Below are 15,617 nucleotides of genomic sequence, written 5' to 3' on the forward strand. Positions count from 1 at the left end.
CGCCATCACTTCTCTCAGGAGATGTAGTCCCATGTCCCATGCACTCAAGCGCCTCTCCGACGAAGGCGTCTCGATCTGGCTCGACGACCCGTCCCGGGGTCGGATCGCCTCCGGCAGCCTCGCCGAACTCATCGATGAGGAGCACGTGGTGGGTGTCACCACCAACCCGTCGATCTCTGACGTGATCTCGAAGATCAGCGGCTGGGTCAACCCGCTGCGTGACCCTCAGGACCGACGGCTCCCGCGTATCGCGGGCCCCTCCGGACTCGTCATCTTCGGCGTCACCGGCGACCTGTCCCGCAAGAAGCTGATGCCCGCGGTGTACGACTTGGCCAACCGCGGGCTGCTGCCGCCGGGCTTCTCGCTCATCGGGTTCGCACGGCGCGACTGGGAGAACGAGGATTTCGCGCAGATCGTCCACGACTCGGTCAAGGAGCATTCCCGTACGCCGTTCCGCGAGGAGATCTGGCAGCAGCTCGCAGACGGAATGCGGTTCATTCCCGGTGAGTTCGACGACGACGAGGCGTTCAGGAGGCTCCGCGAGACCGTCGACGAGCTCGACGCCGCACGCGGTACGAGCGGCAATTTCGCGTTCTATCTCTCCGTACCGCCGAAGTTCTTTCCCAAGGTCGTCCAGCAGCTGAAGAAGCACGGACTGTCTGACGCGCCTGAGGGGTCCTGGCGGCGGGCCGTCATCGAGAAGCCCTTCGGCCACGACCTCGGCTCCGCGAAGGAGTTGAACCAGGTCGTCCACGAGGTCTTCGCACCCGATCAGGTCTTCCGCATCGACCACTACCTGGGCAAGGAGACCGTCCAGAACATCCTGGCGCTCCGTTTCGCCAACACCATGTTCGAGCCCATCTGGAACCGGTCCTACGTCGACCACGTACAGATCACCATGGCCGAGGACATCGGCATCGGCGGCCGGGCCGGATACTACGACGGCATCGGCTCGGCGCGTGACGTCATCCAGAACCATCTCCTGCAGCTTCTGGCGCTGACGGCCATGGAGGAGCCCGGCGCCTTCGACGCTGAATCCCTCGTCGCCGAGAAGCTCAAGGTCCTCAAGGCCGTCAAGGTCCCCGGGGACCTGGGCAGGGACACCGTGCGCGGCCAGTACGCGGCCGGCTGGCAGGGCGGTGAGGAGGTCGTCGGCTATCTCCAGGAAGACGGCATCGACCCGCAGTCGAAGACCGACACCTATGCCGCGGTCAAGCTGGAAGTCGACAACCGCCGCTGGGCCGGGGTGCCGTTCTACCTGCGCACCGGCAAGCGGCTCGGCCGCCGGGTCACCGAGATCGCCGTCGTCTTCCAGCGCGCCCCGCACTCGCCCTTCGACCGCACGGCCACGGAGGAGCTGAGCCAGAACGCGCTCGTGATCCGCGTCCAGCCGGACGAGGGCGTCACGGTCCGCTTCGGTTCCAAGGTGCCCGGCACCTCGATGGAGATCCGGGACGTGACCATGGACTTCGCCTACGGCGAGTCCTTCACGGAGTCCAGCCCCGAGGCGTACGAGCGCCTGATCCTCGACGTGCTGCTGGGCGACGCCAACCTCTTCCCGCGCACGGAGGAAGTCGAGGAGTCCTGGAGAATCCTCGACCCGATCGAGGACCACTGGGACCGCCACGGCAGGCCCGAGCAGTACACCGCCGGGACCTGGGGTCCCGAGGCGGCCGACAAGATGCTCGCACGAGACGGACGGAGCTGGCGGCGGCCATGAACACCGACCTGACCAACACCACATCCAGCAAGATCAATTCGGCTCTGGTGCAGGCCCGCAGGGCCGCGGGCAGCCCCGCCGTCGGCATGGTGCTGACGCTGGTCATCGTCACCGACGAAGCCAACCACTACGACGCCCTCAAGGCTGCCGACGACGCTTCCCGGGAGCATCCCGCCCGCATCCTGGTGGTCATCAAGCGATCGGGGCGTTCTGCGCGGGACCGCGGGACCGCCCGCCTCGACGCCGAGGTGCGGGTCGGCGACGAAAGCGGGTCCGGCGAGACAGTACTGCTGCGGTTGCACGGTGAACTGGCCGACCACGCCGACTCCGTGGTGCTGCCGCTGCTGCTGCCCGACGCCCCCGTGGTGGTCTGGTGGCCGGTCGACGCCCCGGCCGACCCGGCCCAGGACCCTCTCGGCGCGCTCGCCCAGCGCCGGATCACGGACAGTTACGCGGTCGAGCAGCCACTGCGCGAACTCGCGGTCCGCGCCACCTCCTACGCACCCGGCGACACCGATCTGGCCTGGACGCGGCTCACCCCATGGCGCTCCATGCTCGCCGCCGCACTCGACCAGGCCCGGACGCCCATCACCTCCGCCGTCGTGGAGAGCGAGGCAGACAATCCCAGCGCCGAGCTGCTGGCCGGCTGGTTCGCCGACCGGCTGAACGTGCCGGTCGAGCAGGTCGTCTCCGACGGACCGGTGGTCACCGCCGTACGACTGCGTACCGCGGACGGCGAGATCCACATCGACCGACCCGACGGCCCATTGGCCAAATTGGCCATTCCCGGCCAGCCCACGCGGACTCTCGCTCTGAAGGTCCGCACCACCGCTGAACTCATCGCCGAGGAGCTGCGACGCCTCGACCCCGACGAGGCGTACGCCGCTGCCCTCCGCGTCAGGGTCACCTCACCCGCCCCGGAGATCCGGGCCAAGGTGACCCCGCTGGTGGAGATACGCAAGAACCAGGAGCACAAACATGTCTGACACCGCCCGCCTCGACCAGCTGCCCGAGTGGACCGAACTCGCGAAGCACCGTGTCGAGTTCGGCGACCTCCACCTGCGTGAGCTGTTCGCCTGGGATCCCGGACGGGCGGAGCTGTTCACCGTCCGCGTCGGCGATCTGCTGATCGACTACTCCAAGCACTTGATCACCGACGAGACGCTGGCGCTGCTCCAGGACCTGGCGAAGGCACGCGGCGTGACCGCCCTGCGCGACGCGATGTTCCGGGGCGAGAAGATCAACGTCACCGAGCAGCGCGCGGTACTGCACACCGCCCTGCGCGCACCGCGCGACGCCGTGATCGAGGTCGACGGCGAGAACGTCGTCCCGGCCGTGCACGCCGTGCTGGACAGGATGAGTGCGTTCGCGGAGCAGGTCCGCTCCGGCGCCTGGACCGGCCACACCGGCGAGCACATCAGGACCGTCGTGAACATCGGTATCGGCGGCTCGGACCTGGGCCCCGCCATGGCATACGAGGCCCTGCGCCCCTACACCGCACGTGACCTCGACTTCCGCTTCGTCTCCAATGTGGACGGCGCGGATCTGCACGAGGCAGTGCGCGATCTGGACCCGGCCCAGACGCTGTTCATCGTCGCGTCCAAGACCTTCACCACCATCGAGACCATCACCAATGCCACATCGGCGCGCAGTTGGCTGCTCGCCGGACTGGGGGCCGGTGATGAAGCCGTCGCGAAGCACTTCGTCGCCCTGTCGACGAACACCGCCAAGGTCTCCGAGTTCGGCATCGACACGGCCAACATGTTCGAGTTCTGGGACTGGGTCGGCGGCCGCTACTCGTACCCCTCCGCCATCGGCCTGTCCCTGATGATCGCCATCGGCCCGGAGAAGTTCCGCGAGATGCTGGACGGTTTCCGGCTGGTCGACGAGCACTTCCGCACGGCGCCACCGGAGGCCAACGCTCCGCTGCTGCTCGGTCTGCTGGGCGTCTGGTACGGCTCGTTCTTCGACGCGCAGTCGCACGCCGTGCTGCCGTACAGCCACTATCTGTCGAAGTTCACGGCGTACTTGCAGCAGCTCGACATGGAGTCGAACGGCAAGTCCGTGGACCGGAAAGGCAATTCGGTGGGCTGGCAGACCGGCCCGGTCGTCTGGGGCACCCCCGGCACCAACGGACAGCACGCCTACTACCAGCTGATCCACCAGGGCACGAAGGTCGTCCCGGCGGATCTCATCGGCTTCGCCGCGCCGGTCGAGGAGCTCAGCCAGGAGCTGAAGGACCAGCACGACCTGCTGATGGCCAACCTCTTCGCCCAGGGGCAGGCCCTCGCCTTCGGCAGGACCAGCGACGAGGTGCGGGCCGAGGGCACTGCGGAGGAGCAGGTCCCGCACCGAACCTTCCCCGGCAACAAGCCCACCACGACGATCCTGGCCCCCTCCCTCACACCGTCGGTGCTGGGCCAGCTCATCGCGCTGTACGAGCACAAGGTGTTCGTACAGGGCGCGATCTGGGACATCGACTCCTTCGACCAGTGGGGCGTCGAACTCGGCAAGGTCCTCGCCAAGCGCATCGAGCCCGCCCTCACCGAAGGCGACCAGGTGTCCGGCCTGGACGCCTCCACGACCGCCCTGGTCGCCGCCTACCGGTCCCTGAGAGGCCGCTGATGCGCCGACTTCCGCCGCACGTCCTGGAGACCGGCCTCCGTGTCGTCGCCGCCCCCGGCAGCCTCGGCATCGTCATCGGCGGTTCCGGCAGCGGCGAAGCGATCGCCGCGAACGAGGTCGACGGGATCAGAGCCGCCTTGGCCTGAACGAGGAGACCGCGGGTGGAGGTCTTCCTGAAGACCCCGTTCAGCGAGGATCCGCGCCACATCCGCCCGCATCGGGATGCTCACAGACTACGAACAGCAAAGGATGCATTGAGATGAACCTCGGACTCATCGGCCTGGGCAAGATGGGCGGCAACATGCGCGAGCGCATCCGCCGGGCCGGACACAGCGTCATCGGCTACGACCGCAACCCGGCCGTCTCCGACGTGGACAGCCTCGCCGAGCTCGTCGCGAAGCTGGACGGCCCACGGATCGTATGGGTCATGGTCCCGGCCGGCGGCCCCACCCAGGCCGTCATCGACGAACTCGCCACCCTGCTCTTGCCCGGTGACATCGTGGTCGACGGCGGCAACTCTCGCTGGACGGACGACGAGAAGCATGCCGCCGAACTCGGCGCGCTCGGCATCGGCTTCGTCGATGCCGGGGTCTCCGGCGGCGTCTGGGGTCTGCAGAACGGTTACGCCCTGATGGTCGGCGGCGAGAAGGAACAGGTGGCGCGCGTCCAGCCGGTCTTCGACGCGCTCAAGCCGGAGGGGGACTTCGGGTTCGTGCACGCCGGCAGGGTCGGCGCGGGCCACTTCGCGAAGATGGTTCACAACGGCATCGAGTACGCCATGATGCAGGCCTACGCCGAGGGCTGGGAGTTGCTGGAGGCGGCCGACTCCGTCACCGACGTCCGCGAGGTCTTCCGTTCCTGGCAGGAAGGCAGCGTCGTCCGCTCCTGGCTGCTCGACCTGGCGGTGAACGCCCTCACCGACGACGAGCACCTGGAGCGACTGAAGGGCTACGCCGCCGACTCCGGCGAGGGCCGCTGGACCGTCGAGGCCGCAATCGACCACGCCGTGCCGCTGCCCGCCATCACCGCCTCCCTCTTCGCTCGCTTCGCCTCGCGCCAGGACGACTCCCCGCAGATGAAGATGATCGCGGCCCTGCGCAACCAGTTCGGCGGCCACGCGGTCGAGGCCGTGAACGGCGGCAACTGACCGCACAGACCCACCGTCTGACGGTCGGGGTGGCCCTCGGCGGCACCGAGATCGTCGCCGGGGTCCTGGATCCCAAGGGCGAGATCATCTCCTGCGTCCGTATCCCCACTGCCCATGGTCCGGGCCGGATCGCCGACGCCATCGCCACCGCGGTCCAACAGGTATGCGAAGGCTGGGACGGTGTCCGGCCCGTGGGGGTCCGTGCCCCGCCGGATACGTCGACGGAGAGCGCTCGAGCGTCCGTTTCGCCCCAACCTCGGCCGGCACGACAAGCCGGCCCGCGACCTGGTCCAGCCGGCGACCGGCCTTCCCATCGTCGTGCAGGCGGACGCCAACGCCCCCGCCGGGCTGGGGAAGCTCGTGCATGGGCGCCGGAGCTGACCACGACGACATGGTGATGGTCACCGTCGGCCAGGACGTGGGCCCCATCGGCGCGGCCAGCCTGGCCCGCCACCACTGACCACCCACTACACCCCTCGCTTACGAAAGAAGATGACCCTTCATGGGTGAGCTCGTCCTGGTCCGGCACGGCGAAACCGAGTGGACCCTGTCACGTCAGCACACCAGCTACACGGACCTCCCCCTCACCGCCCAAGGCGAGGAGGAGGCGAGAGCCGTCGCGCCCCTGCTCGCGCACCGTCCGATCACCCTCGCTCTGACCAGCCCGCTCCAGCGGGCCGTACGCACCGCCGAACTGGCCGGTCTGGAGGGCGCCACGGTCGACGCGGATCTGCACGAGTGGGACTACGGCGGTTACGAGGGCGTCACGACGGCCGAGATCCACCGCACCCGTCCCGACTGGAACCTGTGGACCGACGGCGTAGCCCCCGGGCCCGACGGACACCTCGGGGAGAGCCCGGAGGACATCGGCGCCCGGGCCGACCGCGTTCTGGCGCGGATCGCTCCCGTCCTGCGCGACCCCACTGCGGGCGATGTCGTCCTGGTCGCCCACGCCCACTTCCTCCGGGTGCTGACCGCACGCCGTCTCGGTCTGCCACCCGCAGCAGGAGCCCTGTTCCTGCTCGGCACCGGAACCGTCAGCCGGCTCGGCACGGAGCACGGCCGCCCCGTGGTCACGCGTTGGAACGCCGCACTGCCGACCGAGATCCGCACCGCCGCCTGACCCACATCAGCGCCTGATCACCCCTCACTGCCGCCTGATCAGCGGCACCGGCCCGCACCCGGCACCCCCATCCCGTCTCCTGAACGGAACGCCAAGCCATGTCCATGCACGCCATCCCCCGCACCCTGCCGGTCCAGCCAAGTGCGCCAGGCAATCTCCGCCGCGTCACCTTCATCGCCGCCGCGGCAGCCATCGGCGGCTTTCTCTTCGGCTATGACAGTGCCGTCATCAACGGCGCTGTCACCGGCATCCAGCACCATTTCGACGTCTCCTCCGGCGAGACCGGCACCATCGTCGCCTCCGCGCTGCTCGGCTCCGCCGTCGGCGCCGGCCTCGCAGGGCGTCTCGCCGACCGCATAGGGCGGCTGCGTGTGATGCACCTTGCCGCCGGCCTCTTCGCGATCAGCGCGCTGGGATCCGCCCTGCCCTTCTCCGTATGGGACCTCGGCGCCTGGCGCGTCGTGGGCGGCGTCGCGATCGGCCTGGCCTCGCTGATCGGTCCCACGTACATCGCCGAGGTCGCCCCCGCCGCGTACCGAGGGCGGCTGGCGTCCTTCCAGCAGGCGGCGATCGTGCTAGGCATCACCGCCTCACAGCTCGTCAACTGGGCGATCGCCCAAGGTGCGGAAGGCCGGAGCGAGAGCCCGCTCGGCCCGCTGGAGGCGTGGCAGTGGATGCTCATGGCCGCAGTCGTCCCGGCTGCGGTGTACTTCCTGCTCACCTCGCGCATTCCGGAGTCCCCGCACTATCTGATCGCCTCCGGTCGCCCGGATCAGGCGCGCGCGGCACTGCACGACGTCGAGGGCGAGAAGGCCGACACCGAGGCCCGGATCAGCGAGATCGAACACTCCCTCAGGACAGGTCACAAGCCCCAGCTGCGCGACCTCTTCGGCGGCCGCTTCGGTCTCCTGCCCATCGTGTGGGCCGGCATCGGCCTGGCCGTCTTCCAGCAGCTGGTCGGCATCAACGTGATCTTCTACTACTCGTCGATGCTGTGGCAGTCCGTCGGCATCGACCAGTCCGGCTCGCTCCTGATCAGTCTCTCCACCTCGATCATCAACATCATCGGTACGGTCGTGGCGGTGCTGTTCATCGACCGCATCGGCCGCAAGCCACTGGCCCTGATCGGCTCAGCGGGCATGGCGGTCTCACTGGGGTTGGCCGCCTGGGCGTTCTCGTACAAGACGGGTAGCGGCGACAGCCTGTCGATTCCGGACACCCAGGGCACTGTGGCGCTGGTCGCCGCGCACGCCTTCGTGTTCTTCTTCGCCGCGTCCTGGGGGGTCGTCCTGTGGGTCATGGTCGGCGAGATGTTTCCCCTGAAGATCCGTGCGGCCGCGATGTCGGCGGCGACGGCCTTCAACTGGATCGCGAATTGGGCGGTCACCGAGACCTTCCCGCGCATGTCGGACTGGGACCTTTCGGCGACGTACGTTATCTACGCCGCCTTCGCGCTGCTGTCTTTGGGCTTCGTCTCCGTCTTCGTGAAGGAGACCAAGGGCAGGCAGCTGGTGGACATGGGCTGAGCTGACGGGGCGCCCCTGCAACGCTGTTCCCCGGCCAGGGAATCCACGGAAGATCGACCCTGAAGGAACTGGAAGGGGTCTCCGACCGAAGTCGGAGACCCCTTCCTGATGTCCAGCCCCAGCGGGCGGCGACACCACCCAGGCCGTTCCCGACGTCCTCCCCGGCCAAGTTGGCCGCCGCGCTTCGCGGTGCCGGCCTCGATGGCGGTGCCGACGAGGCTCGCGGCGGCGATGCGGCGGAGGTTCGAGGCGGTGGCGGGGTGAAAGGGCCAGCCATGGTCGGGAAGTGGCCAAAAGCCTGACAAGACCCGTGTTGCCGCCAGGTAAAGGCCCATGTGATCCACTGCACGCAGCGCAAGCGGGGCAGTGACCGGCTCACCGACTTTCGGACAACCGTCTCCGAAATGGTGACAGTCGATCATCCGACTGGAACGATCAACATAACGCCCGGGCGACCCATCGCTCTCCTCGTCGGAGGCTTTTCCATCCTCCGACGCTCGTCTATCCGGCTGTCACCGCGCAGCCGATGCAAGGAGTTGCAGCAGTGACGGACAGTGGGGCATGGGCGGTCCCGCGGTGGCATTGCCCGCCTGCACGTAGCTTGTGGCCGGCCGGATCCCCGTCGTCCTTCGTTCACTGATGCATGGGCGAACACTTCCTGCTTCTTTTGTGAGTCGAGGAGACTCTTGACCATCAACATGTCCGGCAGACCGCTCCTGCCAGCTCTTGGAACAGCTCTGCTGGTCCTCGCGGCAACCCAGTCGGTGTCCGCTGCTGCTGGGACTCCATCCGCCCCTGCTGGCAGCAACACCGCCGACTCAACAATCTCCGGTTTCCCGGCGCCGGTGTCCGTCACCCTGGTGACCGGCGACAAGGTCACCGTCACTCCGGCCGGGAAGAACCCGGCCACCATCACTGTCCAGGCCCCGGACGGAGATACCGCCGAAGCCAGAATCACCAAGGTCGGCGGCGACACTTACGTCTATCCCGCCTCGGCCGTCAGATATCTGGCCGCCGGTGTGCTGGACAGACGGCTCTTCAACATCACCGAGCTGATCACCGATGGATACGACGACGCGCACACAGGGCACGTGCCGCTCATCGTCACCTACGAGAAGGGCCTGGGCAGCACCGCGAAAGGCGCCTTGAAGCAGGCTCGGTCGCTGCCCGACGAAGCGACGGACATCCGCCCGCTCACCAGCGTCAACGGGGCCGCGCTCGCCGAGGGCCACAAGCAGGCGGCAGCCTTCTGGGATTCCCTCACCGGTACAGGCCCGAACGGGTCGGAGGCGCGCTCACCCTTCGCCACGGCGAGTTCCTCCGACGCTGTCAGCTCGTTCACCGGCGGCGTGGCCAAGGTGTGGCTGGACGGAAAAGTCAGCAGCCAACTCGCCGAAACCACGGCGCAGATCGGTGCCCCGAAGGTGTGGGCCGACGGAAACACCGGCAAGGGTGTCGACGTCGCGGTCCTGGACACCGGGTACGACCTCAGCCACCCCGACCTGGCCGGAGTGGTCGCGTCGTCGGAGAGCTTCGTCCCGGGCGAGAGCGTCGACGACCAGCACGGGCACGGCACGCATGTCGCTTCCACGATCGCCGGCAGCGGCGCCGCCTCTGACGGCAAAGAGAAAGGCGTCGCCCCTGGTGCATCCCTGCACGTGGGCAAGGTGCTGAGCAACGGTGGCAGCGGTCAGGACTCCTGGATCCTGGCCGGGATGGAATGGGCTGCCCGCGACGTCAAGGCACGAGTGGTCAGCATGAGCTTGGGGTCGGAAGACCCCAGTGACGGCACCGACCTGCTCAGCCAGTCGGTGAACCAGCTGAGTGCCGAGACCGGCACGCTGTTTACCATCGCCGCGGGCAACTCGGGCCCCGAAGACCACACTGTCAGGGCCCCCGGGACCGCCAGCGCCGCACTGACCGTCGGCGCCGTCGACTCCCACGACGCGATCGCCGGCTTCTCCAGCCGGGGCCCGCGCCTCGGCGACGACGGCCTCAAGCCCGAGATCACCGCGCCCGGGGTGGGTGTCCTGGCAGCCCGCTCCCATTACTACTGGGGCGGCGAGGGCTACTACATGACGCTGAGCGGCACCTCCATGGCGACCCCGCACGTCGCCGGGGCCGCCACGCTGCTGGCCGCCGAGCATCCGGACTGGAACGGCGCCCAGCTCAAGGACGCTCTGGTGAGCACCGCAGCGCCGACCGACTCGATCAGCGCGGACGACGGAGGCAACGGCAGAGTGGACGCCGCGGCCGCCACCGGCTCCACGCTCTTCGCCACCGGCACGGCCGACGCGGGAATGCACTCTCTGGGCGGAAAGCCCGGCGAAACCGTCGAGAAGCCGGTGCAGTGGACCAACACCGGTGACGAACCGGTCACCGTCGACGTGGCCGTCGACGCTCCTGGCGCCCCGGCCGGTCTGTTCACCCTCTCCACCACGCAGTTGACGGTCCCGGCCCACAGCAGCGCTTCCGCGACCATGACCACTCACCTGGACAAGGCCCCGGCCGCCCACCGCTACACCGGCCGGATCACCGCTTCGGTCTCCGGGACGGTGGCGACCCGTACGCTCATCGGTGTCAGCACGCAGCAGAAGCCCTACCACCTGCGTATCAAACTCCAGGACCGGGCGGGCCATCCGGTGGACGGCCTGGTGGAGCTCCTGCGCAAGGGCGCCGGGGCGAACGCCTACTCCCTCGCCTACAGCTCCGGCGGCGAGCTGGACACGATCGTCCTGCCGGGCACATACGCGGCCTGGTCCTTCGCGGCGGTGGAGGGTGTCCACGGCAAGTCCTCGCTCGGCCTGGCGCTGCTCACCCAGCCCCAGATCGAGGTCACCGAAGACATCGATGTCGTTCTCGGCGGATCCGCCCTCCACGAGACTGCCGCCCCGACGCCCAGACCCAGCACCACCGACCTCCAGGGACGGGTCGACTACTACCGTTCCTTCGGCGGCGACGAGACCGCGGGCAGCGCGCTCAACGTCGGCGCGGTCTACGACAGCATCTGGGCCCAGCAGACCGCCAAGGTCTCGAAGGGCTCGATGACTTACACCGCGCGCTGGCGCAAGCAGCAGCCGCTGCTCAGCCTGGCTTCCGGCGGCCAGTCCTTCGACGACCTGTGGCTGCAGCCCGGCTCTGCCAAGCTGCCCGAAGGCAGCAGCACCCTGCCGGTCCTCTTCGCCGGTTCAGGCACGAAGGCCGACTACGCCTCGCTGGACGCCGCGGGCAAGGCCGTCGTCGTCCGCTACAACGGCGACGACGAGCAGATAGCCGCGGCCAAGGACGCGGGTGTGAAGCTGCTCCTGCTGGTCAACGACAGGTATGGCCGACTGCGCGAGCCAATCGGCCGTACCTCCCTGACGGTCGCCGGACTGTCCAGGACGGAGGGCGAGAAGCTGATCACGCGTATCCAGGGCAGCGAAGTCGGCAGCGTCGCAATGAAGGCCGTCTCCCATCCCGTCACGACGTACCTCTACGACCTGGTCCACAGCTGGCGCGACCGGATCCCGGCCGACCAGACCTACGCGCCGAAGGCCGGACAACTCGCGCGGGTCGAGGTCGACTTCCGCAACGACCCGACGCACGAGGTCCAGGAGTACCGCTACGACGTCCACTCCTACCTGCCGTATCGGTACGGCGTGACCGCTGTCTCCAACACCGGTACCCATCGCACCGACTACGTCACCTCGGACACGTCCTTCCAGTGGATGGAGGAGGTCTACGAAGTCAGCAAGGTGCCCGAGACATGGCAGAACTCGGACCGGCTCATGTACCCGGCAGGACGGACCACCGAGGTCATGTGGTTCGGCCCGATCCAGCGGCCCCGGGTCAACGGGAGCATCGAGCTGCCCCACAGGACGGGTGACAAGCTCGTCGCGTACGTACCCGGCTGGGGTGATTCAGGCGAGAACCACGTCGGTACCTTCGGCTACGGCCCCAACTCCCAGACGACCGAGCTGTACCGAGGCGGCGATCTCCTCGCCACGACCGGCGGCGGCTGGATCGAGGCGGACCTCCCGCCCGCCAAGTCCGCCTACCGGCTGGTGACCAGTACTGCTCGGACCGGCACCTACCCCTACTCCACCAGGACCCGCACCGAATGGACCTTCAGCTCGGCCTCCGCGGGAAGTAGCAACGAGGTGCGGCAACTGCCACTCGTCCAGCTCGACTACCGGATTTCCACCGCCGCCGACGGAAGCGCCCGGCGTGACGCCAAGCTTGTCGTCACCCCGTCACACCTCCCCGGTGGTCCGGGGACCGCTCTCCGTACGAACAGCGTGGAGCTCTCCTACGACGACGGCGCGACCTGGAAGCGCGCGGTGCTGAGCAGCTCCGCCGAGGGTGCGCTCGTCAAGCTCCACGCGCCCACCACTGCCCGTTTCCTCACTCTGCGTGTCCGGGCGAGCGACAGCCGGGGCAACACCGTGACCCAGACCATCACCCGCGCGGTAGCGATCGCCTGATCCCCGCCGTCCACCGAAGCACCTGGCCGCGGGCCCGGGGCCGCCTGGCCCCGGGCCCGCGGCGCCGCCCGATACCGGCGACGGGTCACTTCGTCACAGCCCGGTGCAGGCCCCGTCGTCTGCGCGAGACGGGGCCGATGTCCCCTCAGGCCCCCCACGCAGCCTGTTCTCATGGGCCTGCCTGCTCATGCCGTCGTGCCCATCCGCTCGGCCCGGCGGGCAGCCGCCCCGCTCGGTGAGGGGGCGAGCGCTCGGCGGCACCCTGGACCAGTTCCAGGTCTGCCTGGTATGGGCGATGGCTGCGTCCGTGAGCAGGGAGACCAGGGGGCGTTCACGCGGGAGCGCCGCAGCCGCGTCAGGCCGGCGCGTTCGGGTGCGCCTGGCGCCGGGCCGTGACGAAGGAGTTCAGAGCATCCGAACCGAGTGCGGAGGTACCGAACAGCTTCAGAAACAGCTCGTCGCGGAGCCCGCGCGTGCGCACCCATGTGCTGAGCGCTGACTGTGGTCTGCATCCTCCTGACGCCATGGACGTCCCTGACCATGGCTGAAGCATCCTTTGACCCGGGCTCAGTCGAAGCGCAGATCGGAGAGCTGCTTGGCGGTGATGTCGTCTTCGGGCATAGGGTCGGTTGCCCTGGCGGCCATGAGCGTGGCCATCTCCCCGCCTGCCCGCCGTATGCGTGCGGGCAGGCCCTCCGTGTGCGCGTCGCTGCCGGATCCCCAGTCCTCGGACGCGGCATAGACCGCGGTCGGGACGGCGACGGCGCGCAGGTAGGCGAAGAGCGGGCGCAGGGCGTGTTCCAGGACCAGTGAGTGGCGGGCCGTGCCCCCTGTTGCTGCGATCAGGACCGGCTTGCCGGTGAGGGCGTCCGGATCGATCAGGTCGAAGAAGGACTTGAACAGTCCGCTGTACGACGCGGAGAACACCGGCGTCACGGCGATCAGGCCGTCGGCGCCCGTGACCGTGTCGATCGTTGTGGCCAGCTGTGGTGGCGGGAAACCGGTCACGAGGTTGTTGGCTATGGGTACGGCCAGGGCACGCAACTCTATGACGTCGACTTCCACCTTGTGGTCCTGATCCGCGAGCTTTTCGCGGACCGCGTCAGTGAGCCGGTCGGCGAGCAGCCGTGTGGAGGACGGGACGCTCAGCCCCGCCGATACTGCGACGAGCTTCATGCGGCGGACACCTCTTCGGATTCCGTGGCGGCGGCGAGCAGGGAGTGGTGGGTCGGCGCGTCCGGCACGCCAGCCGGCCGCTCTGCGGCGAACTCCTTGCGCAGTACTGGCACGACCTCCTCGCCGAGCATGTCGAGTTGCTCGAGGACGGTCTTGAGCGGCAGCCCGGCGTGGTCCATCAGGAACAGCTGGCGCTGGTAGTCGCCGGCGTACTCGCGGAAGGACAGCGTCCGCTCGATGACCTGCTGCGGGGAGCCGACGGTCAGCGGCGTCTGCTCGGTGAAGTCCTCCAGCGAGGGCCCGTGCCCGTACACGGGCGCGTTGTCGAAGTACGGCCGGAACTCGCGCACCGCGTCCTGGGAGTTCTTCCGCATGAACACCTGACCGCCGAGGCCGACGATGGCCTGCTCGGGCGTGCCGTGGCCGTAGTGCGCGTACCGCTCCCGGTACAGCTCGACCATCCGCTTGGTGTGGTCGGGCGGCCAGAAGATGTTGTTGTGGAAGAAGCCGTCGCCGTAGTACGCGGCTTGTTCGGCGATCTCCGGGGAGCGGATGGAGCCGTGCCAGACGAACGGCGGGACCCCGTCCAGTGGGCGGGGCGTGGACGTGAATCCCTGAAGCGGCGTACGGAACGTGCCCTCCCAGTTGACGACGTCCTCGCGCCATAGCCGGTGCAGCAGGCCGTAGTTCTCGATGGCGAGGTTGATGCCCTCCCGGATGTCCTGGCCGAACCAGGGGTAGACGGGACCGGTGTTGCCGCGCCCCATGATGAGGTCGACGCGCCCGTCGGCCAGGTGCTGGAGCATCGCGAAGTCCTCGGCGATTTTCACCGGGTCGTTGGTGGTGATGAGGGTGGTGGCGGTGGAGAGGATCAGCCTCTCGGTCCGCGCGGCGATGTAGCCGAGCATGGTGGTCGGCGACGATGGGACGAACGGCGGGTTGTGGTGCTCACCGGTCGCGAAGACGTCCAGGCCGACCTCCTCCGCCTTCAGCGCGATGGCGACCATGGCCTTGATGCGCTCGCGCTCGGTCGGTGTACGGCCCCTGGTCGGATCCGGTGTGACGTCGCCAACGCTGAAGATCCCGAACTGCAAGGTTCCTCCATTCATCAGGTGATCGAGTGGTCCTCGGACGGTAGGAGTGCACCGCATGGCCGGGATGACTGTGCGTGCACGGGAAGGGGCTCCACAGCGTCCTTCTCCCGTGCCCTGGCCATTGGGCGGAGGCTTCGCCCTGCTCGCGTGGAACTCCGCTGGCTCAAGGAGGAAGGCACACAGCCCGGCGTGACGCAGGCGTTCGACGTCATGAAGGCCGGCATGTCCGACGGTGCGTCGGACGGGGATGCCGTCGTTCTGCAGTTCCGTGATGACCCCGGTCCAGCTGGATGCGTCCGTGGACGCACCGTGCACGAGAACGGATGTGGGAGTGGGATTTGTTGCCGTGTTTGGGCTGTTCTCCTTGGTTGTCGGAAGTGTGTCGAAAGTGTGTGTCGGGTGGTAGTCGGGAGTGAGCGTGTGGCGTTGTGTCAGCCGGCGTGGAGCGCGGTGCGCAGGGTGCCGGTGGCAAGCGTGATGGCGGCTTCGGCGGCGTGGGTTCCGCGGAGGGCGTTGAGCATGACGAAGTCGTGGATGATGCCCTGGTAGCGGACGGCGGTCACCGGGACACCCGCCTCACGCAGCTTGTTGGCGTAGGCCTCGCCCTCGTCGCGCAGTACGTCGGCCTCGCCGGTGATGACGAGGGCCGGCGGCAGCCCGGTGAGCTGCTCGGTGGTGGCCCGCAGCGGCGATGCGGTGATCTCGGCGCGCTCCGCCTCGTCGGTGGTGTACTGGTCCCA

The 15,617-nt window shown here is 68.4% G+C and carries 10 protein-coding genes and 1 pseudogene; 8 read left to right on the forward strand and 3 right to left on the reverse strand.

The genetic code is table 11. The features are described 5' to 3' along the window. The first annotated feature begins 31 nt into the window (after positions 1–31). The 8 genes and pseudogenes from zwf to ACWD4J_RS42230 all read left to right on the forward strand — a co-directional run bounded on the left by zwf (position 32) and on the right by ACWD4J_RS42230 (position 12,607). On the forward strand, positions 32–1,720 hold the full coding sequence (gene zwf / locus ACWD4J_RS42195; RefSeq protein ID WP_451400857.1) for a glucose-6-phosphate dehydrogenase: 1,689 nt from the start codon (positions 32–34) through the stop codon (positions 1,718–1,720). Then, on the forward strand, positions 1,717–2,706 hold the full coding sequence (gene opcA, locus ACWD4J_RS42200) for a glucose-6-phosphate dehydrogenase assembly protein OpcA (protein ID WP_451400858.1): 990 nt from the start codon (positions 1,717–1,719) through the stop codon (positions 2,704–2,706). The genes zwf and opcA overlap by 4 nt, the downstream gene beginning before the upstream one ends. Next, positions 2,699–4,345, forward strand: coding sequence for a glucose-6-phosphate isomerase (gene pgi, locus ACWD4J_RS42205; RefSeq protein ID WP_451400859.1), 1,647 nt, complete (start codon positions 2,699–2,701; stop codon positions 4,343–4,345). Before opcA ends, pgi begins: the two co-directional genes overlap by 8 nt. A 44-nt stretch (positions 4,346–4,389) precedes the next feature. After that, a pseudogene (locus ACWD4J_RS42210) lies at positions 4,390–4,603 on the forward strand (RpiB/LacA/LacB family sugar-phosphate isomerase); the annotation flags it as partial. 1 nt (position 4,604) lies between these two features. After that, on the forward strand, positions 4,605–5,492 hold the full coding sequence (gene gnd, locus ACWD4J_RS42215; protein ID WP_451400860.1) for a phosphogluconate dehydrogenase (NAD(+)-dependent, decarboxylating): 888 nt from the start codon (positions 4,605–4,607) through the stop codon (positions 5,490–5,492). A gap of 502 nt (positions 5,493–5,994) precedes the next feature. Beyond that, the gene (locus ACWD4J_RS42220; RefSeq protein WP_451400861.1) at positions 5,995–6,615 is read left to right on the forward strand and encodes a histidine phosphatase family protein; all 621 of its coding nucleotides are present in this window, start codon (positions 5,995–5,997) and stop codon (positions 6,613–6,615) included. Between the two features lie 98 nt (positions 6,616–6,713). After that, on the forward strand, positions 6,714–8,141 hold the full coding sequence (locus ACWD4J_RS42225; protein WP_451400862.1) for a sugar porter family MFS transporter: 1,428 nt from the start codon (positions 6,714–6,716) through the stop codon (positions 8,139–8,141). A gap of 845 nt (positions 8,142–8,986) precedes the next feature. After that, a complete protein-coding gene (locus tag ACWD4J_RS42230) occupies positions 8,987–12,607 on the forward strand; it encodes a S8 family serine peptidase (RefSeq protein WP_451400863.1) in 3,621 nt (1,206 codons plus the stop codon). A gap of 567 nt (positions 12,608–13,174) precedes the next feature. Here the strand turns inward: ACWD4J_RS42230 and ACWD4J_RS42235 are convergent. From ACWD4J_RS42235 to ACWD4J_RS42245, 3 genes are all read right to left on the reverse strand, one after another. Beyond that, positions 13,175–13,783, reverse strand: coding sequence for an FMN reductase (locus tag ACWD4J_RS42235; protein WP_451400864.1), 609 nt, complete (start codon positions 13,781–13,783; stop codon positions 13,175–13,177). Further along, on the reverse strand, positions 13,780–14,877 hold the full coding sequence (locus tag ACWD4J_RS42240; protein ID WP_451400865.1) for an LLM class flavin-dependent oxidoreductase: 1,098 nt from the start codon (positions 14,875–14,877) through the stop codon (positions 13,780–13,782). The genes ACWD4J_RS42235 and ACWD4J_RS42240 overlap by 4 nt, the downstream gene beginning before the upstream one ends. Before the next feature lie 431 nt (positions 14,878–15,308). Further along, a partial coding sequence (locus ACWD4J_RS42245; RefSeq protein WP_451400866.1) for an alpha/beta hydrolase fold domain-containing protein occupies positions 15,309–15,617 on the reverse strand: 309 nt, incomplete at its 5' end.

Source organism: Streptomyces sp. NPDC002577 (genome assembly GCF_053594815.1).

Excerpts from the sequence above, each read along its gene's own strand:
- zwf (WP_451400857.1), top strand. The coding sequence starts at position 32 with ATGTCCCATGCACTCAAGCGCCTCTCCGACGAAGGCGTCTCGATCTGG.
- opcA (WP_451400858.1), top strand. The coding sequence starts at position 1,717 with ATGAACACCGACCTGACCAACACCACATCCAGCAAGATCAATTCGGCT.
- pgi (WP_451400859.1), top strand. The coding sequence starts at position 2,699 with ATGTCTGACACCGCCCGCCTCGACCAGCTGCCCGAGTGGACCGAACTC.
- gnd (WP_451400860.1), top strand. The coding sequence starts at position 4,605 with ATGAACCTCGGACTCATCGGCCTGGGCAAGATGGGCGGCAACATGCGC.
- ACWD4J_RS42220 (WP_451400861.1), top strand. The coding sequence starts at position 5,995 with ATGGGTGAGCTCGTCCTGGTCCGGCACGGCGAAACCGAGTGGACCCTG.
- ACWD4J_RS42225 (WP_451400862.1), top strand. The coding sequence starts at position 6,714 with ATGTCCATGCACGCCATCCCCCGCACCCTGCCGGTCCAGCCAAGTGCG.
- ACWD4J_RS42235 (WP_451400864.1), bottom strand. The coding sequence starts at position 13,783 with ATGAAGCTCGTCGCAGTATCGGCGGGGCTGAGCGTCCCGTCCTCCACA.